Source organism: Kitasatospora sp. NPDC058115 (assembly GCF_042884635.1).
Lineage (GTDB): Bacteria > Actinomycetota > Actinomycetes > Streptomycetales > Streptomycetaceae > Kitasatospora.
Window position 1 is genome coordinate 36854 of sequence record NZ_JBHVTL010000002.1, and the last position, 20911, is coordinate 57764.

21 protein-coding genes are annotated in these 20911 nt (G+C 75.3%); 10 read left to right on the forward strand and 11 right to left on the reverse strand.

What is annotated here, in order from left to right; all coding sequences use genetic code 11:
• Positions 1 to 34: 34 nt before the first annotated feature.
• From ACFVVL_RS02080 to ACFVVL_RS02095, 4 genes are all read left to right on the forward strand, one after another.
• Positions 35 to 253 carry a ferredoxin gene (locus ACFVVL_RS02080; RefSeq protein WP_380297667.1) on the forward strand — a complete coding sequence of 73 codons (219 nt, stop codon included), beginning with the start codon at positions 35 to 37 and terminating at the stop codon, positions 251 to 253.
• A gap of 92 nt (positions 254 to 345) precedes the next feature.
• The gene (locus ACFVVL_RS02085; RefSeq protein WP_387670683.1) at positions 346 to 1551 is read left to right on the forward strand and encodes a cytochrome P450; all 1206 of its coding nucleotides are present in this window, start codon (positions 346 to 348) and stop codon (positions 1549 to 1551) included.
• A gap of 114 nt (positions 1552 to 1665) precedes the next feature.
• On the forward strand, positions 1666 to 1827 hold the full coding sequence (locus tag ACFVVL_RS02090; RefSeq protein WP_380297650.1) for a hypothetical protein: 162 nt from the start codon (positions 1666 to 1668) through the stop codon (positions 1825 to 1827).
• Between the two features lie 196 nt (positions 1828 to 2023).
• Positions 2024 to 2332, forward strand: a complete 309-nt coding sequence (locus ACFVVL_RS02095; protein WP_380297665.1) for a hypothetical protein — start codon at positions 2024 to 2026, stop codon at positions 2330 to 2332.
• An 83-nt stretch (positions 2333 to 2415) separates the two neighbouring features.
• On the opposite strand, the gene ACFVVL_RS02100 is transcribed toward ACFVVL_RS02095, so the two are convergent.
• The 4 genes from ACFVVL_RS02100 to ACFVVL_RS02115 all read right to left on the reverse strand — a co-directional run bounded on the left by ACFVVL_RS02100 (position 2416) and on the right by ACFVVL_RS02115 (position 4299).
• Entirely contained in the window at positions 2416 to 3297 is an 882-nt protein-coding gene (locus ACFVVL_RS02100) for a hypothetical protein (RefSeq protein ID WP_380294298.1), read from the reverse strand.
• A gap of 172 nt (positions 3298 to 3469) precedes the next feature.
• Positions 3470 to 3754, reverse strand: coding sequence for a DUF427 domain-containing protein (locus ACFVVL_RS02105; RefSeq protein ID WP_387670686.1), 285 nt, complete (start codon positions 3752 to 3754; stop codon positions 3470 to 3472).
• Between the two features lie 42 nt (positions 3755 to 3796).
• The gene (locus ACFVVL_RS02110) at positions 3797 to 4033 is read right to left on the reverse strand and encodes a DUF6296 family protein (protein WP_380294296.1); all 237 of its coding nucleotides are present in this window, start codon (positions 4031 to 4033) and stop codon (positions 3797 to 3799) included.
• Between the two features lie 29 nt (positions 4034 to 4062).
• Entirely contained in the window at positions 4063 to 4299 is a 237-nt protein-coding gene (locus tag ACFVVL_RS02115) for a DUF2277 domain-containing protein (protein WP_387670688.1), read from the reverse strand.
• A gap of 146 nt (positions 4300 to 4445) precedes the next feature.
• Between ACFVVL_RS02115 and ACFVVL_RS02120 the strand changes: the two genes are divergently transcribed.
• Complete coding sequence (locus ACFVVL_RS02120; protein ID WP_380294294.1) at positions 4446 to 5732, forward strand: MFS transporter; 1287 nt, start codon at positions 4446 to 4448, stop codon at positions 5730 to 5732.
• Here ACFVVL_RS02120 and ACFVVL_RS02125 read toward each other — a convergent pair.
• The 3 genes from ACFVVL_RS02125 to ACFVVL_RS02135 all read right to left on the reverse strand — a co-directional run bounded on the left by ACFVVL_RS02125 (position 5674) and on the right by ACFVVL_RS02135 (position 8350).
• Complete coding sequence (locus ACFVVL_RS02125) at positions 5674 to 6201, reverse strand: gamma carbonic anhydrase family protein (protein WP_380294293.1); 528 nt, start codon at positions 6199 to 6201, stop codon at positions 5674 to 5676. The two genes, ACFVVL_RS02120 and ACFVVL_RS02125, sit on opposite strands and share 59 nt — an antisense overlap.
• An 84-nt stretch (positions 6202 to 6285) precedes the next feature.
• Entirely contained in the window at positions 6286 to 7575 is a 1290-nt protein-coding gene (locus ACFVVL_RS02130) for a serine hydrolase domain-containing protein (RefSeq protein WP_387670691.1), read from the reverse strand.
• Between the two features lie 208 nt (positions 7576 to 7783).
• Positions 7784 to 8350 (reverse strand): DJ-1/PfpI family protein, encoded by a 567-nt coding sequence (locus tag ACFVVL_RS02135; RefSeq protein ID WP_380294291.1) that lies wholly within the window; start codon positions 8348 to 8350, stop codon positions 7784 to 7786.
• Between the two features lie 222 nt (positions 8351 to 8572).
• Here ACFVVL_RS02135 and ACFVVL_RS02140 point away from each other — a divergent pair, with 222 nt between their 5' ends.
• From ACFVVL_RS02140 to ACFVVL_RS02150, 3 genes are all read left to right on the forward strand, one after another.
• Entirely contained in the window at positions 8573 to 10744 is a 2172-nt protein-coding gene (locus ACFVVL_RS02140; RefSeq protein WP_387670693.1) for a hypothetical protein, read from the forward strand.
• Between the two features lie 164 nt (positions 10745 to 10908).
• Complete coding sequence (locus ACFVVL_RS02145; RefSeq protein WP_380294289.1) at positions 10909 to 11457, forward strand: RBBP9/YdeN family alpha/beta hydrolase; 549 nt, start codon at positions 10909 to 10911, stop codon at positions 11455 to 11457.
• Positions 11458 to 11788: 331 nt separating this feature from the next.
• Positions 11789 to 13075, forward strand: coding sequence for a glycerophosphodiester phosphodiesterase (locus ACFVVL_RS02150; RefSeq protein ID WP_387670695.1), 1287 nt, complete (start codon positions 11789 to 11791; stop codon positions 13073 to 13075).
• An 84-nt stretch (positions 13076 to 13159) separates the two neighbouring features.
• Here the strand turns inward: ACFVVL_RS02150 and ACFVVL_RS02155 are convergent, their stop codons facing one another.
• Both ACFVVL_RS02155 and ACFVVL_RS02160 read right to left on the reverse strand, forming a co-directional pair.
• On the reverse strand, positions 13160 to 15559 hold the full coding sequence (locus ACFVVL_RS02155) for a transglycosylase domain-containing protein (RefSeq protein WP_387670696.1): 2400 nt from the start codon (positions 15557 to 15559) through the stop codon (positions 13160 to 13162).
• Between the two features lie 209 nt (positions 15560 to 15768).
• On the reverse strand, positions 15769 to 16899 hold the full coding sequence (locus ACFVVL_RS02160) for a hypothetical protein (RefSeq protein ID WP_387670698.1): 1131 nt from the start codon (positions 16897 to 16899) through the stop codon (positions 15769 to 15771).
• A gap of 55 nt (positions 16900 to 16954) precedes the next feature.
• On the opposite strand from ACFVVL_RS02160, the gene ACFVVL_RS02165 reads away from it, so the two are divergent.
• Together ACFVVL_RS02165 and ACFVVL_RS02170 are read left to right on the forward strand one after the other, a co-directional pair.
• Positions 16955 to 18028, forward strand: coding sequence for an SPFH domain-containing protein (locus ACFVVL_RS02165; RefSeq protein WP_387670700.1), 1074 nt, complete (start codon positions 16955 to 16957; stop codon positions 18026 to 18028).
• The gene (locus ACFVVL_RS02170) at positions 18025 to 18939 is read left to right on the forward strand and encodes a hypothetical protein (protein WP_387670702.1); all 915 of its coding nucleotides are present in this window, start codon (positions 18025 to 18027) and stop codon (positions 18937 to 18939) included. The genes ACFVVL_RS02165 and ACFVVL_RS02170 overlap by 4 nt, the downstream gene beginning before the upstream one ends.
• 51 nt (positions 18940 to 18990) lie before the next feature.
• Here the strand turns inward: ACFVVL_RS02170 and ACFVVL_RS02175 are convergent, their stop codons facing one another.
• Both ACFVVL_RS02175 and ACFVVL_RS02180 read right to left on the reverse strand, forming a co-directional pair.
• Entirely contained in the window at positions 18991 to 19833 is an 843-nt protein-coding gene (locus tag ACFVVL_RS02175) for a universal stress protein (protein ID WP_380294283.1), read from the reverse strand.
• Positions 19826 to 20782: a universal stress protein gene (locus ACFVVL_RS02180; RefSeq protein ID WP_387670704.1), complete on the reverse strand. Its 957-nt coding sequence runs from the start codon at positions 20780 to 20782 to the stop codon at positions 19826 to 19828. The genes ACFVVL_RS02175 and ACFVVL_RS02180 overlap by 8 nt, the downstream gene beginning before the upstream one ends.
• Positions 20783 to 20911: the final 129 nt, after the last annotated feature.

Sequence of the window (20911 nt, forward strand, 5' to 3'; positions counted from 1 at the left end):
CCGACCGGTGCCACACCACGGAGAGGTGTCCGACATGCAGGTGAACGTCGAGCGGGACCGCTGCTGCAGCTCCGGCCAGTGCGTCATGACGGCGCCCGGGGTCTTCGAGCAGGACGAGCGGGACGGCCTGGTGAACGTCCACCGGCCGGCCGTCCCCGCGGCCCTGTTCGAGGACGTGCGCCTCGCCGCCGACCTCTGCCCGGGCGGCGCGATCACCGTCACCGAGGACGACGCTCCCGGCACCACCGTCTGACCCGGCCGCCCGGGGGTTCGCGACCGGCCCTCCCGCCGTCTCCCACCGCCTGCCACGGGCCTCACCTGTCACGCGAGGAGACCACCTTGAGCATGTCCACCGTTCCCGTCACCCCGATCCCGGCCCGGCGCGGCACGGCCTGCCCGTTCGCGCCGCCGCCCGCGTACACCGAAGCCGCCGGTACCGGCCCGGTCAGCCGCGCGGAACTGCCCGACGGCAGCCCCTGCTGGCTGGTGACCGGCTACCAGGAGGTCCGCACGGTGCTCTCGGACCGCCGGTTCAGCGCCGACGTCCGGCGGCCCGCCTTCCCGTTCCTCGTCGAGGGCCGGCGCGAGCTCATCGCCGCCAACCCCTCGTTCCTGCGCCTGGACGACCCCGAGCACGCCCGGCTGCGCCGCATGGTCACCGGGGAGTTCCTGGTCAAGCGGGTGGAGGCGATGCGCCCCGGCATCCAGCGGATCGTGGACGAGGCGCTCGACCGGATGACGGCCGGGGGCGGTCCGGCCGACCTGGTCGCCGACTTCGCGCTGCCGGTGCCCTCGCTGGTGATCTGCCTGCTGCTCGGCGTCCCCTACGAGGACCGCGAGGCGTTCCAGGCGAACAGCCGGCTGCTGCTCGCCACCGAGGCCGCCGGCGAGGACTTCGCCCGGGCCCAGAAGGAGATGCTCGACTACCTCGCCGGGCTCGCCGAGCGCAAGCGGTCCGAGCCCGGCGACGACATCCTGAGCCGGCTGGCGGCGCGCGACGACCTCACCGTGCGGGAGATCGCCGCGACCGGGGTGCTGCTGCTGGTCGCCGGGCACGAGACCACCGCCAACATGATCGCGCTCTCCACCGCGCTGCTGCTGCGCCACCCCGAGCAGGCCGCCCGGCTCGCCGACCCGGCGGCGGTGCCCGGGGCGGTGGAGGAGTTGCTGCGGCTGCTCACCATCGTGCACACCGGCGTGCCGCGGCTGGCGGTGGAGGACGTCGAACTGGGCGGCGCCCTGATCCGTGCCGGGGACGGCGTGATGGCGATGCTGTCGACGGCCAACCGGGACGACCGGCTGTTCGGCACCGAGGGGCACCCGGGCGCGGACGAGGTCGACCTCGCGCGGGACGCGCGCCGGCACGTCGCCTTCGGCTTCGGGGTGCACCAGTGCCTGGGCCAGCCGCTGGCCCGGGCCGAGCTGCAGATCGCGCTGGCCACCCTGTTCCGGCGGCTGCCGGGGCTGCGGCTCGCGGTCGCGCGGGAGGCCCTGGAGTTCCGCGCCGATGCGCTGATCTACGGCCTGAGGGCGCTGCCGGTCGCCTGGTGAACGGCTCGGCCGGCCGGGCGGTGCGGGGCGCCGGATCCGCCCGGTTGGCCGTCTCCGGGGTGCGGAGGCAGGCTTGAGGGGCGAGACAGACCGGCCGAGGAGACGGAGCCCGTGATGACCGACATGAGCGCACGCTCCGAGGTGAGCACCGACCGGGACGAGGACGTCCGCGCGGCCGACCCCGAGGAGGGCATCACCTCGATGCAGAACCAGCACGCACAGGACACCTCGCAGGCGGAGGGCGAGCCCCGGGAGGAGCCGGCGGCGGGCGGCTGACCCGCTCCGGCACCGCTTCGACCACGTCGGCAGACGAGTTGCCACAAGGCCGCCCGATCCCGAGGGCGGCCTTCGCGACCGCCGGTGTCGCTGCCCGGGCGGCGACGGACCGGCGGGGGAGGATGGGCGCATGACCGAACAGCAGCAGGGCACGGCAGGGCAGGTACCGGGCCCGGCGGGCGGGACGGCGGGACGGGTGGAGCCCCCGCTCGACCCCAGGGCCTCGTGGGCCACCTGGACCACCCAGTCGATCATCAGCGGGCCGGGCGGGGTGACCACCGTCGAGGTCGGCCCGATCTCGGGCGACCTCACCGTGCACACCACCTGGGCCGACGGCGAGGCGCGGCTCACCGTGCAGTACACCGGGGCGCTGGACTGGTACTCGGTGGCGGGCAGCCCCGTGCCGGCGGCCGACGAGACCACCGCCCGGGCCGTCCACCAGGCGATGGTGAACGCCGTGAAGACGGGCCGGGGCGCCGGGGCCCCGCAGACACCGGCGGGCTGACCCGGCGCCGCGTCGCCGCCGCAGGCCGGACCGGCCGGTCCCGTCCGGGGCCGGCCGGTCCGCCCCGCGCCCGCGGGCGGCGGTCAGTCGCCGGGCCGGGGCCCCTCGGCGGGCGCGGCGGCCGCCCAGTACCCGGGGTCCGCCGGAGGCAGCCGGCGCAGCGACTCGCGGACCTCGCGGGCCACCTTGCGGGTGTCGCGCAGGTTGATCGTGGCGCCGATGCCCGCGCCGACCAGCAGCGGGGTCAGCGACGGCAGTCGGCGCAGCGAGCTGCGGGTGAGCCGGCGGCGCACCTGCTGGCGCACCTCGCTGCCGAGCGCCATCGCGGCCAGGCCGGCCGGCTTGGCGAGCAGGGTGGGGTCGATGCCGCGGCGGTTGGCCCAGGCGCCGACGTACGCGCCGGCCTTCTGGGTCGCGGTGCCCCGGACGGGCAGGCCGTAGACCTCGTGCAGCTCGGCGATCAGCTTGATCTCGACGGCGGCGACGGCGATCGTCTCGGCGGCGATCTCGACCGGCATCGCGGGCGGCACCGGGAGCATCGCGGCGGCGCCCACGCCCGCGCCGAGCGCGCTGGAGGCCCGGCTCGCGCCGGTGACCAGCAGGTCGGCGAGCTTCTCCGGGTCGGCGGCGCCGGGGTGCTGGGCGCGCAGGGTGGCGAGGGTGCGGACCGGGATCCGCGGGGCGGTCTGCAGCAGCTGCTCGGTGAGGGCCCGGCCGCCGACCGCGGCGCCCTTGGCGGCGGCCCGGCCGCCGGTGCCGATCCGCCGGGCGATCGCGGCGACCAGCCGGGCGCCGCGGCGCCGGCCGCGCTCGGTGTCCGCCCGGTACTCGGCGAGCTCGCCGGGGCCGCCCTCGGCGGGCTCCCCGGGTTCGAGTTCCTCGACCAGGCCGGCCAGCTCGTCGGCGAGGCCGTCCGCGGTGGGCTCGGGCTGCCCGGGGCGTCCCGGTTTCCTGAAGATTGCCATGGTGTGGCCGTACCCGGCGCCGCGGCGCGATACGCCCCGGGGGTGTCGCGGTCCTGCGACAGGACGACGACGGCCGTGTCCCGGTGACCCGGCCGGGGGACGCACAGGGGACAGCCGGGTCGGCCGTCGGGTCGGTCGGGTCGGCCGTCGGGCCGGTCGGGGGCCGGTCGGGTCAGTCGGTGATCTCCACGCCCCGCCAGAACGCCACCCGCCCGCGGATGTGCTCCGCCGCCGGGTCCGGGTCCGCGTAGTACCAGGCGGCGTCCGGGTTGGTCGCGCCGTCGACGTGCAGCGAGTAGTACTCCGCGGTGCCCTTCCAGCCGCAGAAGGTGGTGGTCTCGGACGGGCGCAGGAACTCGGTGCGCACGGAGTCGGCCGGAAAGTAGTGGTTGCCCTCGACGACGACGGTGTCCTCGCTCTCGGCGACGACGGTGCCCTGCCAGCGTGCTGTGGTCATGCCGCGAGTGTGCCCCACGGGCGCGGTGCTGTCAGCAGGGCGTCAGGGCAGCGGCTGGGCGTGGACCGGGCAGTGCGGCGTCTGGTGGCCGCCGCTGGCGAGCATCCTGACCTCCCCCGCGTCACTGATCTCGGCCCGGACGATGCCGCTGGCGTCCTCGTACACCGGGTGCCCGCCGGGCCCTGTGGCGCTGGTGCGCGCGACCACGACCACGTCCTGCGGGGCCTGGGTTCCAGGGGTGCCCGGGAAGGTGAGTGCGTAGCGGGTGACGGAGCTCATCACCGACCTCCTGCTCCCTGTGCGGCCCCCTAGACCGCGGCCCGGGCCGCACGGGCGGGGGCTCCGCGGACCTCCAGCTCGGCGAGCAGGCTCGCGGTGGCCTCGGTGACGGCGTCCACGGCCCGGTCGAAGGCCTCGCGGTTGTGCGCGGCCGGGGCCCGGAAGCCGGAGACCTTGCGCACGTACTGGAGGGCGGCCGCGCGGTAGTCCTCCTCCGTGGCGTCGGGCGTCACGGGCGGTCTGAGCGTCTTGATACTGCGGCACATGACCCCAGTCTCCCGCGCGGACGCCCGGGTGGCGACCCCCGTCCGTCACCGGACCGCCTCGCGCACCACACGGGCGCGTCATCCGGTCCGATTAGGATTCCGGACGAACAATCCCCGCTCGTCCCCGTTCCTCCCGGAGTACCCCCGTGCCCCTCGCGCTGGTCGCCCTGGCCGTCACCGCGTTCGCCATCGGAACCACCGAGTTCGCCGCCATGGGACTGCTCCCCCAGGTCGCGGACGGCCTGGACGTCTCGATCCCGCAGGCCGGCTGGCTGATCTCGGCCTACGCGCTGGGCGTGGTGATCGGGGCGCCGCTGCTCACCGCGCTCGCCGCCGGGCGGCCCCGGAAGGCGGTGCTGGTCGCGCTGGCCGCGTTCTTCGCCTTCGGGAACCTGCTCTGCGCGCTCGCCCCCGACTTCTGGACGCTGGCCGCCGCGCGGCTGGTGACCGGGCTGCCGCACGGCGCGTTCTTCGGTGCCGGGGCGGTGGCGGCGGCCGAGCTCGTGACGCCGGACAAGCGGGCCCGGGCGGTCGCCGTGATGTTCTCCGGCCTGACCCTGGCCAATGTCGTCGGGGTGCCGGCCGCGACGCTGCTCGGCCAGCACCTGGGGTGGCGGGCGACCATGCTGGTGGTGGTCGCGATCGGCGCGGCCGGGGCGGTGGCGATCGCCCGGCTGGTGCCGGCGCTGCCCTCCCCCGCGCAGGCGGGCCTGCGGCACGAGCTGGGCGCGTTCCGCAGCGGGCAGCTCTGGCTGGCGCTGGCCACCGTGGTCTTCGGCTGCGGCGGCTTCTTCGCCTGCTACTCCTACATCACCCCGCTGCTGACCGAGGTGTCCGGCTACGCCACCGGCTCGGTGACGCTGGTGCTGGCGCTGTTCGGGGTGGGGATGACGATCGGCAACCTGCTCGGCGGGTACGCGGCCGACCGCGCGCTGCGCCCGACGGTGTGCGGTGCGTTCGTCCTGCTCGCGGCGGTGCTGGCGCTGTTCGCGGTGACCGCGCGCGCCGAGTGGTCGGCGGCGGTGACGGTGGTGCTGGTCGGCCTGTTCGGGTTCGCGATCGTGCCGGCGGTGCAGACGCTGGTCATGCGCGAGGCTCGGAGCGCGCCGACGCTGGCCTCGGCGACGGTGCAGGGCGCGTTCAACCTGGCCAACGCCCAGGGCGCGTTCTTCGGCGGGCTGGCGCTGGACGCGGGGCTGGGCTGGACCTCGCCGCCGCTGGTCGGCTCCGGCCTGGCGGCCTCGGGTGCGGCGATCGCGGTGGCCGCCTGGGCCGTCGACCGTCGGCGCACGGCCGCGCCGACGGTCGTGGTCGCCGCCGGCGGCGCGGCCCGGGTGCCCGGGCCCGCGCCGGCCCCGGAGGCGGGCGGGCTGGTCAGCGCGGACGCAGCTCCCGGTGGCCGTCGGCGAGCAGCAGGTAGCCCTCCGCGTTGATCTTGATGCCGGCCCGTTCCTCCTCGGTCAGCTCGCGGCGGATCCTGGCCGGCACCCCGGCGACCAGCGAACCGGGCGGGACCACCGTGCCCTGCGGCACCACGGCGCCGGCCGCGACCAGGGAGCCCGCGCCGATCCGGGCGCCGTTGAGCACCGTGGCGTTCATCCCGACCAGTACGTCGTCCTCGATCACGCAGCCGTGCAGCACCGCGTTGTGGCCGACCGAGACCCGCTCCCCCATCACCAGCGGGAAGCCGAGGTCGGCGTGCAGGGTGCAGTTGTCCTGGACGTTGCTGTCCGCGCCGACCGTGATCGTCTCGGCGTCCCCGCGCAGCACCGCGCCGTACCAGACGCTCGCCCCGGCGCCGACCGTCACGCTGCCCACCACCACCGCGTTCGGCGCGACGAAGGCGCCCGGGTCGACGGCGGGCACCCGGCCCCCGACTTCGGCGATCAGCGGCTCTGCCATCCTGGTCCTCCTCGTGACGACGGCCCGTCGATGCGGGCCATGATGGCATCCCCGCTCAGCCGGTCCGGGGCCGGGTGGCCCCGCTCAGCCGGTGCAGGTCGCGGCGCTCTGGAGCTTCTCGTAGGCCGCCCTGGTCTCCGGCGGGGTCGAGAGGCCCTGGGCGTTCATCGAGACCGCGAGCTGCCGGCGCAGGTCGGCGGTGGTGTAGAGGATGGTGTTGTAGCCGGGGATGCCGCCGGTGTGGCCCCAGAGCACCCCGCAGTCGGTGGTCGCCCGCTCCAGGCCGAGGCCGTAGCGGCTCTCGCTCTGCGGGGTGGCCCGCATCATCTCCGCGAGCTGGGGGCGGGGCAGCAGCCGGCCGCCGATCAGGGCCGCGATGAAGGTGTTGAGGTCGGCGGTGGTGGAGATCCCGGCGCCGGAGGCGCCCGCCATGCTCGGGTCCAGTTCGGTGACGTCGGCCGGCCCGGTGGGCAGGTCGTAGTAGCCGTGCGCGTGCGGGCCGGGGACGGTCGGCTCGTGGTCGGGCATGAAGGTGCCGGTCAGGTGCAGCGGGCGGACGACGCGGCGCTCCACCTCCTGCTGCCAGCTGCGGCCGGTGGCCCGCTCGATGATCTGACCGACCAGGACGTAGTTGGTGTTGGAGTAGTGGAAGCCCTGGCCGGGCGCGAAGTACGGCGGGTGGGCGTTGGCCAGCGCGACCAGCTGCTGCGGCGTCCAGCGGGTGTAGCGGCCGGACTCCAGCCACTGCTCGATGTAGCCGGGCTGCTCGACGTCGAAGGCGGCGTCCTCGGTGTAGTTGAACACCCCGCTGGTGTGGCCGAGCAGCTGGCGCAGGGTGATGCCCGCGCCGTTCGGCACCGCGCCCGGCAGCAGGCGCTCCACCGGGTCGTCCAGGCCGATCCGCCCCTCGGCGACCAGCTGGAGGGCGACGGTGGCGACGAAGGTCTTGGTCACGCTGCCGATCCGGAAGCGGCCGTCCGGCGAGGCCGGGGCACCGGTGGTGCGGTCGGCGACGCCGGAGGCGCCCTTCCACAGGGTGCGGCCGTGGTCGCCGACCCGGGCCAGCGAGGCGGAGGTGCCGCCGGAGTCGACCATGCCGCGCAGCGCGGCGTTCAGGGCCCCGTTGTCGACGCCCTTCCGGGGCCCGCGTCCGGCGGCGTCCGGCGCCGCCTCGTCCTGGGTACTGGTCACCGTCACCGTTCCGATCGGTGGCGCGGTGCCGAGGGCGCCGGCCGCCGGGGCCGTCACGCCCACCAGGCCCGCGCCCGCGAGCACGAGCGCCACCAGCCGGCCGGCCGGGCGGCGCCGCCGGCGCCCCGTCCCCCCGCGGCCGGCCTGCTCCGCCGCGCCGTCCCCGTGTTCCACCATGCCCATGAGCCCTCCTGTGTCCGTGCCGGCCGGTGCCCACAACACCAGTGCTGTTCTCGGCATTTGACACTCTGACAGGAGGCGCGGCGGAGGTCGTCCGCCGCTGGTCCGAGCTGCGTCCGGCGGGTCGCTCCCCCTCAGGGAGGGGCCGGCCCCGAGGTCTCCTCAGGGACCGCCCCCTAGGGTCCCGGGGGTGGCCGCGGGGCGCGACGGTTCAGTCGACCGGGGCCTTGACCCGCAGGACCTCGATGAACGCCCGCAGCCACGCCGGGTGGTCGGGCCAGGCGCGGGCCGAGACCACCACGCCGTCCACCACCGCCTCGCCGTCCACGTAGGTCGCGCCCGCCGCCCGCACGTCCGGCTCCAGGGCCGGGTAGGCGGCGCTCGTCCGCCCGGCGAGCACCCCGGCGGCGGCCGGCACCAGCGGGCCGTGGCAGATCTGGGCGACCGGCTTCCCGTCCTCGTAGAAGTGCCGGACGATCCGCTGCACCTCGGGGTCGTTGCGCAGGTACTCGGGGGCGCGCCCGCCCGGGATCACCAGGGCCACGTAGTCGGCCGGGTCGACCTCGGCGAACGCCAGGTCGGCGGGCCAGGTGTAGCCCGGCTTCTCGGTGTAGGTGTCGAACCCCTCGACGAAGTCGTGCACCACGAACTGCAGCCGCTTCCTCGCCGGCGCCGCGATGTCGACCCGGTAGCCCTCCTCGCGCAGCCGCTGGTACGGGTAGAACACCTCCAGTGACTCCGCGGCGTCCCCGGTGACGAGCAGGATCTTCGATGCCATCGCCGACATCCCTCCGAAGTGATCGGTCGTCGAACACGGTGCGGGCCCGGGCCGGAGAGCTCCGCTCCGGGGCCCGGACCAACCTCCCGCACCCGGCCCCCGCACGCAACGGGGCGCACCGTCCGCGCACGGCGCACGCCCCGTGGCGCGCGCCCCCGGTGGGCCGGCCGGGCCCGGGAAACCCGGGTGCGGCGGCCCGCGCGGCTCTGGGATCATGCCGGAATGTCCCAGCGTCTCGAATCCCTGGTCGTCCGACACACCTTCCGCCTGCCCGCCCCCGACGGTCCGGCCGGGAACGGCGAGGCCGCGGCGCGGCAGTTCGACACCGCGCTGATGTCCGTGGGCTTCAAGCTCTCGGCCGGGTCGCTGGAGCGGCTGTCGGGGCTGAGCGCGCAGGCCGTCCACGACACGGCCCTCCGCACCCTGCCCACCGTGCGCGAGCTGTCCGGCGACCACGTCCGGCACAACGCCTACTTCGTCGACTTCCCGGCCCACGTGCCGGACACCGTCGACTTCTGGGCGCGCTGCATCGGCGAGGCGCTCGCCGACGACGACACCCGCGAGCACACCCTCGCCCAGCTCGACGCCGGTGTGGTCGACCTGCTGACGCTGCCCCGCTACGGCCGCTACCAGCACACCTACGCCGAGCTGCTCGCCGCCCACGACGAGCTGATCGCCGCCGCCGGCGACCGGCTGACCGTGCTGCACCCGGGCGGCCCGCTGGAGGACGAGCTCACCGCCCTGTACCTGGCGCTGGCGGGCAGTGCCACCCCGCTCGGCGAGGAGGCCCTGCGCGACCTCGGCGAGCTCGCCGGGCACTGCGCGCACGGACCGCAGCCCGGGGCGATCCCGGTCCGGGAGAACCGCGCCGTCGTCAACCGGGCCCGCCTCGACGCCGGGGCGGACCTCCTGCTGGACACCGTCACCGACGTGCTGCGCCTGGCCTGCGCCCTGTCGGACGGTGACGTCACGCTCGCACGGCCGACCCGGTTCCGCCCCTTCTCCCGGCCGGTGCGCCGGGCGCTGATCGCCGGCCTGGACGCGGTGGTCGCCGCCGCCCCCGCCAAGCTCGGCGACGTCGGCGCGCACCGCGAGATGTTCAAGCGCCTCGGCGAGCGGCTGCACCCGCACGAGTACCCGGGCCGGCCGCACGCCGCCGAGGTGTTCGCGGTCGCCCGGGGCGAGCGGGAGGCCCGGTCCTTCGACAGCCGCGTCGAGGAGGCGTTCGGCGCGGGGGACGTCGCGGCGGCGGTGCGGCTGCTGTCCGCCGCCCCGGGCAAGCTGTTCCGCGCGCTCGACCGCCTGCTGCGCGCGTGCGCCACCGAGGAGCAGCGCGGGACCGTGGTGGCCGCCGCCGAGGCGGCGGCCGGGCGGGTGTCCGGCCGCCTGCTGCTGTCGGTCCGCGAGCACCTCCAGAACCGGCGCGCCGACGGCGGCGGGCACCGGATCTTCGTCAACCGGACCGGCCGCGGCCGGGTCTTCGCCGACGTCCGGCCGCCGTTGCCGCCCGCCGAGCACGGGCGCCTGATCGCCGCGCTGGACGCCGAGGTGAGCCGGCGGCTGCCGGATCCGGGACACCTGCTGGTCGACCCGGCCGTCCTCGACGTCGCCCTGCCGCTCAGCGGCAACGCCACGTCCGCGGGCCTGGGCGTGCTGCCCCGCGGCTCGCTCAGCCCGGTCGACGGCGAGCTGCTGCGCTTCTTCATGTACTGGAAGCAGCGCGAGCGGCGCACCGACCTCGATCTGTCGGCGCTGCTGCTCAACGAGTCCTACGAGACCGTCTCCTGGCTCTCCTACACCTCGCTCACCGCGATCGGCGGCGAGCACTCCGGGGACATCACCGAGGCGCCCGAGGGCGCGTCGGAGTTCATCAACCTGCGGCTGGACACGGTGCGGGCCGCGTTCGTGGTCCCGCAGGTCGACGTCTACTCGGGCGAGGGCTTCGAGCAGGTCGAGGAGTCGTTCTTCGGCTTCATGCTGCGCGACGGCGAGCAGGCGGGGCGGCCCTTCGAGCCGCGCACCGTACGGATGAAGTCGGATCTGCGCGGGCCGGGACGGACGGCCGTGCCGCTGGCGTTCCTGCGCGGGGACGACGGGCGCTGGCACGCCAAGTGGCTGCACCTGCACCTCGTCGGCGTGCCCGATGCCGAACAGGTGGAGGACAACCGGGTATCGGTCGCGACGCTGCTGCGCGGGGTCGTCGAACGCGAGTACCTCACCGTCCGCCACCTCACCGACCTGATGCGGCAGCGGGCCGCGACCGTCGCCCTGTGGGACGGCGCGGAGGTCCCCGCCGGGCCGGTGACCTACATCGGGCTGGAGCGGCCGGAGGGGCTGCACCCGGACTCCCGGGTCGTCACCCCCGAAAATCTGCGCGACCTGATTCCCGTCTGACTGGTAGCGTGAGCCGCGGCGAGGCCATGAAGGGGCTTCCTTCTCACTCCTATTGAATCCAGCCCCTTCGCTCTCCTCGCCCTCGACCCAACGCCGGGGCGCGGTTTCCGCGCCCCGGCGTCGTCGTGTCCGTGACTTCTTCTCCCCGGAGGGACCCCGCGCCGATGTCCGACCGCACCACCTTCCTCGTCCTGCCCGGCTACCAGAACTCCGGGCCGGCCCACTGGCAGAGCCGCTGGGAGGCCGCGGACCCGGCGGCGTTCGTCCGGGTGCGGCAGGACGACTGGGAGCACCCGGATCCGCACGCCTGGGTGGCCCGGGTGGACGAGGCGGTCGCCGCGGCGGCGGCCGAGGGCCCGGTGGTGCTGGTCGCGCACAGCCTCGCCTGCGTGACGGTGGCCCGCTGGGCGGCCGGGGCGCCGGCCCCGCGGACGGCGGCGGTGCGCGGCGCGCTGCTGGTGGCGCCCGCGGACGTCGATCACGCGGACGTCCCCGAGCTGCTGGGCTTCCGCCCGGTGGCGCTGTCCCCGCTGCCGTTCCCGGCCACCGTGGTCTCCAGCACCGACGACCCGTGGGTCACCCCGGAGCGCGCCCGGCGGTTCGCCGCCGCCTGGGGCGCGCGCTACGTCGAGCCCGGCGCCTTCGGGCACCTCAACTCCGACTCCGGGCTGGGCGACTGGCCGCTGGGGCGGGAGCTGCTCGCCGCGCTCTGAGCGGCCCGTACGGACGGCGTCCGCCCCGTGGCGTCCCAGGTTCCGGGGATGGTTCGGCGGCCGGGCGCCGGAGCAGAATCGGTGGCGCTCCACCACCCCCCGGGGGACCACCTCCCGACGCGCCGGCCCCGCCCGTCCCTGGCCGGGCCGGCCGGGAGCCCCGGGGCGGAGGCCGGCCGCGGTGCGTGACCGCGGCCGGCCTCCCCCGTGCTCCGGGGCGGTGGGTGCGGGAACTTCTCCCGCAGTTCGTCCGACGGCCACCCGGCCGGGCGCCGCTGCTCCTAGTCTGCGGGCGGCACTCACTCCGCGACGCCCTCAGCTAGGAGCATCCATGACGTACCGTCCGTCCGACGGCGGCACCCCCGCCGGGTCCGCCGACGCCGCCGCCTCCTCCCGTCGGTCCTTCCTGCGGGTCACCGGTGCGGCCGGGATCGGCGCGGCGGCCTTCGCGGCCGGTGCCGGCGAGGCCTTCGCCGCCCCCGGCGCGGACCAGCCGGGCGACGAGCAGTCCGGTGCCGCCGACGAGCGCGGCGTCGCCGCCGGCCGCCCGGGCGGCACCCGCCCGCCGGTGCGCACCGGCACCGGCCTGGACCGGCTGCCGCATCCGCTGATCGTCGGCCACCGCGGCGCCCCCGGCTACCGCCCCGAGCACACCCTGGGCTCCTACGACCTGGCGCTGCAGCTGGGCGCGGACGTCATCGAGCCGGACCTCGTCCCCACCAAGGACGGCCACCTGGTGGTCCGTCATGAGAACAACATCGCGGAGACCACGGACGTCGCGGACCACAAGGAGTTCGCCGGCCGCCGCACGACGAAGACCATCGACGGTGCGGCCCAGACCGGCTGGTTCACCGAGGACTTCACCCTCGCCGAGCTGCGCACCCTGCGCGCCAAGGAGCGCCTGCCGCAGCAGCGCCAGCGCAACACCCTCTACGACGGCCGCTGGGCGGTCCCGACCTTCCGCGAGGTGGCCGACTTCGCCCGCAAGCGCGGCCGCGAGCTGGGCCGGGACGTCTGGGTCTACCCCGAGACCAAGCACCCGAGCTACTTCCGCTCGATCGGCCTGCCGCTGGAGGAGCGCCTCGCCGACGAGCTGCGCCGCACCGGCCTGGCCGGGCGCAACGGCCGGGCGATCCTGCAGTCCTTCGAGCCGAGCAGCCTGCAGCGGCTCGCCAAGCTGGTCGACAACCCGAAGATCTTCCTGCTCAGCGGCCCGACCAGCCAGCCGTACGACTTCGTGCTCGCCGGCGACAAGCGCACGGTGGCCGACCTGGTGAAGCCCGAGGGCCTGCGCTGGATCTCCTCCTTCGCCCACGGCATCGGCCCGACCACCACGCTGATCGCGCCCGTCGACGCGACCGGCAAGCTGCTGGCGCCGACCACCCTGGTGCAGGACGCGCACGCGGCCGGCCTGCTGCTGCACCCGTACACGGTGCGCAACGAGAACGCCTTCCTGCCGCTGGACTACCGCCGGGGCACCGACCCGAACGCGTACGGCGACGCGATCGGCTGGGCGACGTACCTGTACGAGCTCGGCGTGGACGGCTTCTTCACCGACCAGACGGACACCAGCGTGCTGGCCCGTCAGGACTTCTGGGCGGCCAAGGGCGTGCACTGACGCCCCCGGTCCGGCCACGACCGCGACCGCGCCCCGGGACGTCCGTCGACGTCCGGGGGCGCGGTGCCGTGCGGGCCCGGCGGTTCAGCCGTCCTGGTGCTGCTCCTCGGGCTGCGCCTGCTCGCCCTGCGGCGGCTGCTGCTGGTCCTGCTGCTGGTCCTGCTGCTCGTCCTGCCGGGGCTGCGGCTCCGGCTGGGTCGGCTGCGCGGGCCGCTGGGTCGGGCCGGGGTTGCGCGTCGGCCGGGCGGGCGCCGTCGGGCGTCCGGGCCAGGTCGTGGACGCCTCGCCCGGCGAGCCGCTGCCGGAGCCGCTGCCCGAACCGGGGCTCGCCGAGGGGTCGTGCTTCGGCGCCGGGTTGGGGATGTAGACGGTCTCGAACTCCTTCTCCGGCATGCCCCGCACGGCGTCGTTCATCGCCATCTGCCAGATCGGCCCGGGGCCGGTGGCGCCGAAGACCTCGTCGAACCACTTGCCGCCGATCCGGATGTTGCGCATCTTCACACCGCCGGCCGGGCCGCCCAGCCAGACCGAGGCGGCGAGGTTGCCGGTGTAGCCGCTGAACCAGGCGGACTTCTTCTCGTCCGAGGTACCGGTCTTGCCGGCGATCTGGCGGTCGTCGTTCAGGCCGAGGTCGCGCGCGGTGCCGCCCTTCTCGGTCACGCCGAGCAGCACGGTGTTGATGACGTCGGCGGTGCTCTCGGAGAAGACCCGCTCGCACTTGGCGGGGCTGACCGGGACCTCCTTGCCGTCCATCGTGGTGATGGCGCTGATCGCGACCGGGGTGCAGTAGGTGCCGCGGTTGGCGAAGGTCGCGTAGACGTTGGCCATCACCAGCGGGCTCACCTCCTGGGTGCCCAGGCCCAGGGCGGGCAGCTCCTCCAGCGGCTTGCCGCTCGCCTTGGTCAGCACGCCGAGCTTGTTGGCCATCTGCTTGACCGCGCAGAGGCCGATCTCCTGCTCCATCTGCACGAAGTAGGTGTTGACCGAGAGCGCCATCGCCTCCTTGAGCTCGTACGGGCCGACCTCGCCCGCCGACTCGTTGGGGATGGTGCCGCCCTTCTTGCCCTTCTCCAGGTTCTTCCAGGTGCCGTCGCAGGTGCTCATCGACGGCCAGTCCATCTTGTTCGGCGACGGGTAGGACTGGGTGGAGGTGAGCCCCGCCTCCAGGCCGGCGGCGGCCACGATCGGCTTGAAGTTGGAGCCGGGCTGGAAGCCGTTGCCGCCGCCCATCGCCGCGTCCACGTTGTAGTTGACGACGGTCTGGTTCTTGCCCGGGTCGATCCCGTAGGGGCGGGTCTGGGCCATCGCGAGGATCTTGCCGGTGCCCGGCTCCACCATGGTGATCGCCGCCGACACGTCGTCGGTGACCTTCACCTTCGTGGTCACCGCCTTGAGCGCGGCCGCCTGCTTCACCGGGTCGAGGGTGGTGTGGATGGACAGGCCGCCCATGTCCCAGAGCTTCTTGCGCTCGGCGGCGGTCTTGCCGAAGACCGGATCCTGTTTGATCACGTGGCGGACGTAGTCGCAGAAGAAGCCCATGCCCGCGTCGGCGGTGATGCAGCCGTTCTGCGGCGCCTGGTAGTGCAGCACCACCGGCCCGGACTTGGCCTCCTTGGCCTGCTCGGCGGTGAGGTGCTTGTTCTCCACCATCTTGTCGATCACGACGTCGCGGCGCTTGCGCGAGGCCTCGGGGTGGGCCTTGGGGTCGAACTGGGAGGGGTTCTGCACCAGTCCGGCCAGGGTGGCCGCCTCGGCGACGGTGAGGTCCTTGGCGTTCTTGCTGAAGTAGCGCTGGGCGGCCGCCTGGATCCCGTAGGCCTGCTGGCCGTAGTACGTGATGTTCAGGTAGTTGGTGAGGATCTGCTCCTTGGTCAGCTCCTCCTCCAGCTTGATCGCGTACTTGAGCTCCTGCACCTTGCGGCCCAGGGTCTTGCGCTGGGCCTCCCGGACCGCCGCGTGGTCGTCGCCCGCCTTCTCGACGTTGACGTTCTTCACGTACTGCTGCGTGAGGGTCGAGGCGCCCTGCATCGCGGCGCCGCTCTCCGCGTTCTTGGTGATGGCCCGCAGGACGCCCTTGAGGTCGACCGCGCCGTGCTCGTAGAAGCGCGCGTCCTCGATGTCCACCTGGGCCTGGCGTATCAGCGGGCCCATCTCCTCGCCGGTGATCACCCGGCGGTCGCGCTCGTAGACCTTGGCTATCTGCTGGCCCTTGGCGTCGTAGATCCAGCTGGCCTGGGTCAGCGGCGGGGTCTTCAGGTCGTCAGGGATGGTGTCGAACTCCTCCACGGTGCCCTTCATCCCGAGGCCGAGCGCACCGGCGGCCGGAAGGGCGATGCCGGCCAGCAGCACACCCGCCAGGGTGCTGTAGCCGAGGAACTTCACGCCGTGGCCGAGCAGGCCGAGCGGGGTCTCGCGGCGCCGGGGGCGCGGCACCCAGGTGTCGAGGGGCTCCGGGGAGGGCGTGCGGCGGCTTCTCCGTGACATAGTCGGAACACTACGTCCACGAAAACCGCCTGTGGGGCCGGTGTTGGCCAACCTTTGTCACAAATCGGCGACAGATCGGCTCCGTTGGGCGTGGCGGGACCGACGGTGCGGGCCGGGGCCCGGTACGCCGGGGGTCGTTCGAGGACGTCCGGACGGGTGCCGCCGGGCCCGCTCGGCACCCTCCCCGGCCCCTTCGGGCAGGACCGGTGTCAGCCGTCGCGCTTCTTGCGGCGCAGCCCGAGCACCGCACCCGCCACCGCGAGCAGGAAGACCACCCCGAGCGCGCGGTCCCCGGTGCCGGCCGAGGCGGACGGGGCGTCCCCCGAGGCGCCGGCCGACGGCTCGGCGGCCGCCCCGGAGGGCGACGGCGCGTTCCCGCCGGGGGTGGCGCCGGGGGCCGGGTCCGGCAGGGGCGGGACCGTGTCGGGGAGCTGGTCGTCGTCCAGCGGCGAGCGCCAGACCGGACTGTCCTTGCCCTCGCTGCCGTAGAGCAGCGACCGGCCGTCGGCGCTGAAGGTGACCGACTCGCCCTGGCGCTGGAAGGGCGTGGAGAGCGGCTCGCCGCCGCTCGGCGCGCCGTCCTTCCAGCGGTAGAGGGTGGCCGAGAAGTAGCCGCGCAGCACCAGCCTGGTGCCGTCCGGCGAGAAGGCGCCGTCGGTGGTCCACGGCGCGTCCGCGATCCGGCGGAAGGTGTTGACGCCGTTCGGGGAGAGCTGTTCGGGGCCCTGGTAGAGGCCGCCGCCGCCCTGCTTCTTGCTCGCGATGTAGGCGCGGCCGGTCACCGGGTGGACCATCAGTGCCTCGGCGTCGCGCGGGCCGTCCTCGTAGCGGACCTTGTAGCGGGTGACCTGCACGCTCTGGTCGCGGAGTTCGGCGGGCTCGGCGAAGGCGTAGATCCAGACCTCGGGCCACTTGCCGCCGAGGTTGTCGCCGATGTCGCCGACGTAGAGCCGGCCGTCCGGGCCGAGCGAGACCGCCTCGACGTCGCGCGGCTCGATGCCGCGCAGGGTGACGGTGGCGACGGTGCGGCCCTGGGAGTCGACGGCGTAGAGGTAGGGGCCGTCGTCGCTGTCGTTGTGCGTCCAGTACACGCCGGGGTGGCGCCGGCTGGCGGCGAGACCGCTGGACTCGGTGATCCGCGGGTCGCCGATGGTGAACGCCTGCCCGCCGCCGTCCGCCGCCCGGGCGGGCGCGGCGGTGAGCACGGCGGTGCCGGCGGCCGCGGCGGTCGTGCAGACCGCGGCCAGCAGCGCGGCGGGGAGCCTGGTCGTTCGCGTCCTCAGCACCGGTCGATACTCCCACGACGCCCGGGGCGGCACCGGGCGACCCTTTTTCGTCATCTTGACGAGAACAAGCCCCACCCAATATCGTCATCTCGACGATAAGGAGCTGTCCATGGCCGACATCACCAAGCGCTTCGGGCTGCGCCACCTGCGCGCGCTGCCCACCGCCCACATCCGCCACGTCCGGCGCGGCCGGCTCGCCCACGACGGCACCGGCCTCGCGTTCTGGTTCCGCCCGCTCACCGCCGTGCTCTCCGAGGTCCCGGTCGACGACCGCGAGCTGGCCATGCTCTTCCACGCCCGCACCGCGGACTTCCAGGACGTCACCGTCCAGGGCACCCTCACCTACCGGATCACCGACCCGGCCACCGCCGCCGCCCGCGTCGACTTCGGCATCGACCCCGACACCGGCGCCTGGCGCTCCGCCCCGCTCGACCAGCTCGCCACCCTGCTCACCGAGACCGCCCAGCAGCACGCGCTCGGCCTGCTCGCCCGCACCCCGCTCGCCACCGCGCTGGCCGACGGCATCAGCACCGTCCGCGAGCGGATGGCCGCCGGGCTCGCCGCCGAACCCCGGCTGGCCGAGACCGGACTCGCCGTCATCGCCGTGCGGGTGGTCGCACTGCGGCCCGAACCCGAGGTGGAGCGCGCGCTGCGCACCCCGGCCCGCGAGCTGGTCCAGCAGGAGGCCGACCGGGCCACCTTCGAGCGGCGGGCCGTCGCCGTCGAGCACGAGCGCGGCATCGCCGAGAACGAGCTCGCCAACCGGATCGAACTCGCCCGGCGCCAGGAACAGCTGATCACCCGGCAGGGTGCCAACACCCGGCTCCAGGCCGAGGACGAGGCGGCCGCCGACCGGATCCGCACCGACGCCGAGGCGCAGCGCCGCACCCGGCTGGCCGGCGCCGAGGCCGACGCGGCCCGTGCCCTCGGCGAGGCCAGGGCCGCCGCCGAGGCGGCCTGGCTGGGCGCCCACCAGCAGGCCGACCCGGCCGTGCTGTGGGCGCTCGCGCTGATGCGCCTGGCCGAGCACCTGCCGCGGATCGACAGCGTCACGCTCACGCCGGACGTGCTCACCGGTCTGCTCGCCAGGCTCGGCGCGACGGGCGCGGGCGCGGGCGCGGGCGCGGGCGCGGGCACGGGCGCGGGCACGGGCGCGGGCACGGACGGCGGGTCCGCACGATGACGCTCGCGCCCCGGGCGGTCCTGGTCCACCGCCGCACCGAGTACCAGGAGCTGATCGACCACCACGGCACGCCCGGACAGGCCGCGTACTTCCTGAGCAGCCGCGGCCGGTCGGTCGAGGAGATCGAGCTGCGCCACCGGCGCCAGGAGCTCGCGCTGGCCGAGGCGGCCGGCGCAGTGCCGCTCGACTGGCGGCGCACCCGGGTCGAGCGCGCCGACCTGCCGCGGTTCCTCTTCGAACCGGAGGACGTGGTGGTCGTGGTCGGCCAGGACGGCCTGGTCGCCAATGTCGCCAAGTACCTGGACGGCCAGCCGGTGATCGGCGTCGACACCGAGCCCGGCCACAACCCGGGCGTGCTGGTGCGCCACCGCGCGGACGCCCTGGCGCGGCTGCTGCCGGCCGCCGTCGGCCCGGGCGGCGAGCGGCGCTGCGAGGAGCGGACCATGGTCGAGGCGGTCGCCGACGACACCCAGCGGCTGCTGGCGCTCAACGAGGTGTACGTCGGCCGGTCCGGGCACCAGACGGCCCGCTACCGGCTGGCCGTCGAGGAGCGGGCCGGCGCGGCCGACGAGGGCGAGCCGCAGGCCTCGTCCGGCGTCCTGGTCGGCACCGGGACGGGCGGCACCGGCTGGTGCCGCTCCGTCTGGCTGGAGCGCGGCGGCCCGCTCGACCTGCCCGGGCCGTCCGCCGCGTCCCTCGCCTGGTTCGTCCGCGAGGCCTGGCCCTCCCCCGCCACCGGCACCGGCCGGGTGCACGGCCTGCTCGACGGCGGGCGGCGGCTGGTGCTGACGGTCGAGTCGGACCGGCTGGTGGCCTTCGGCGACGGGATCGAGGACGACGCGCTGGACCTGGCCCGGGGGCAGACCGTGCGGGTGGGCGTGGCCGCCGCCCGGCTGCGGCTGATGGGGTGAACCCCGGGCCCGGTCCGCCCCCGGCCCCCGGGGCCGCTCCCCGGCGCGGGGTCAGGCCTCCGCCGTGCGCTCCTCCGGGTGCCGGACCACGACGACCGGGCAGTGCGCGTGCTGGATCATCGCCTGGCTGGTGGAACCCAGCAGCAGGCCCGCGAAGCCGCCCCGGCCGCGGGCGCCGACCACCAGCAGCTGCGCCTGCCGGCTCGCCTCGATCAGCGCCGGGCGGGTGTGCGCCTCGACCACCTCCGAGCGCAGCTCGACGTCCGGGTACTTCTCCCGCCAGCCGGCCAGTGCCTCGGCGAGCACCCGCTCCTCCTGGTCCGGCCAGCTGGTGCTGGGGTGCGCGATGTGCAGGGCGGTCAGCGGGGCACGGCGTGCGGAGGCCTCGGCGAAGGCGAAGCCCAGCGCCTCGGCACCCACCCCGCTCCCGTCCACCGCCGCCAGCACCGGGCCCTGCGGGTCCGGCCGGCCCCGGACGATCAGCACCGGGCAGTCGGCGTGCGCGGCCAGGTGCACCGCCACCGAGCCGATCAGCAGGGCGCCGAAGCGGCCGAGCCCCCGGCTGCCGACCACCACCAGCGCGGCCTCCCGCGACCAGCGGGCCAGCACGGTCAGCGGCTCCCCGGTGACCAGCTCGGTCGCGATCTCCAGCCTCGGGTCCAGCGCCTCGGCGCGGGCCCGGGCGTCCGCGAGGACGGACTCCGCCTGGTTCCGCAGCCCGCCCTCCGGCGGGCCCTCCTGCGCCGGCCCGAGCGGGACGTGCATCAGCGGCCAGATGAACGCGTGGACGATCCGCAGCCGGCTGCCGCGCAGCCGCGCCTCGCGGACCGCGACGTCCACGGCGGCCAGGCTCGTCTCCGAGCCGTCGACACCCACCAGCACCTGGTCACGCATCGCCGGCCTCCTGCTGCTCGTCCTGCCCCTGCTTCTCGGCCCGCTCGTAGGGCACGACGGCGATCGGGCAGGGCACGTGGTGCAGAACGGCGTGGGCGACGGCGCCGAGGTGCGCGCCCAGCGGCGTCCGGCGCACCCGCCGGCCGATCACCACCAGCTCCGCGCGCGACGCCCGGTCGGCGAGCAGCTTGGCCGGGCGGGCGTTGACGGCCTCCTCGACCACCTCGACCTGCGGGTACTTGCGCCGCCACGGCTGGACCACCCGGGCCAGCTCGCCCTTCGCGTAGACGAGCATCTCGCCGGTCACGTCGACGCTGGCCGCGATGCCCGCGTACTGGTACGTCGCCGGGAGCGTCCAGGAGTAGACCGCGCGCAGCGGCAGTCCGCGCCGCTGCGCCGTCTCGAAGGCGTGGGCGAGCACCGCGTCGGCCCCCTCGAACGGGTCGACGCCGGCCACCACCTCCCGCGCGGTCGCGGTCTCCTCCCCCGCCGTCCCCTCCCCCTCGGTCCCGCCGCGGCGCACCAGCACCACCGGGCAGTCGGTGCGGGCCAGCACCCGCTGGCTCACCGAGCCGACCAGGAACCCGGCCACCGCGCCGAACCCGCGCGAGCCCAGCACCAGCAGCTCGGCCGGCGCCCCGTCGGGCTCCTGCGCCCCGCTCACCTCGTCGACCAGCGCGTGCACCGGCTCGGTCGGCACCTGCACGGACGCGATCGCCAGTTCCGGCCACCGCTCGCGCACCCGCAGCTCGGCGTCACGCAACGTGACGTCCGCCTGGCGGCGCGCCAGGTCCACCGTGCCGAGCACCGACAGCGGTGTCACCACCGTCGGCCAGGCGAGCACCACCTTCAGCGGCAGCTGCCGCTGCGCCGCCTCCTCCGCCGCCCAGTCCAGCGCGGCAAGGCTCTCGGGCGAACCATCGACACCGACGACGACGGACCTTGGCATGACGACCTCCGGCAGTTTCGAACGGAGCGGCGAGGTGGGGGCCCGGCCGCACCACCACCCTTCCCGTCGCCTCCCAGTCCACCCAGAGTCCAAAGTCCCCGCCACCCGACCGAGGGTCCCGCCCGGCGC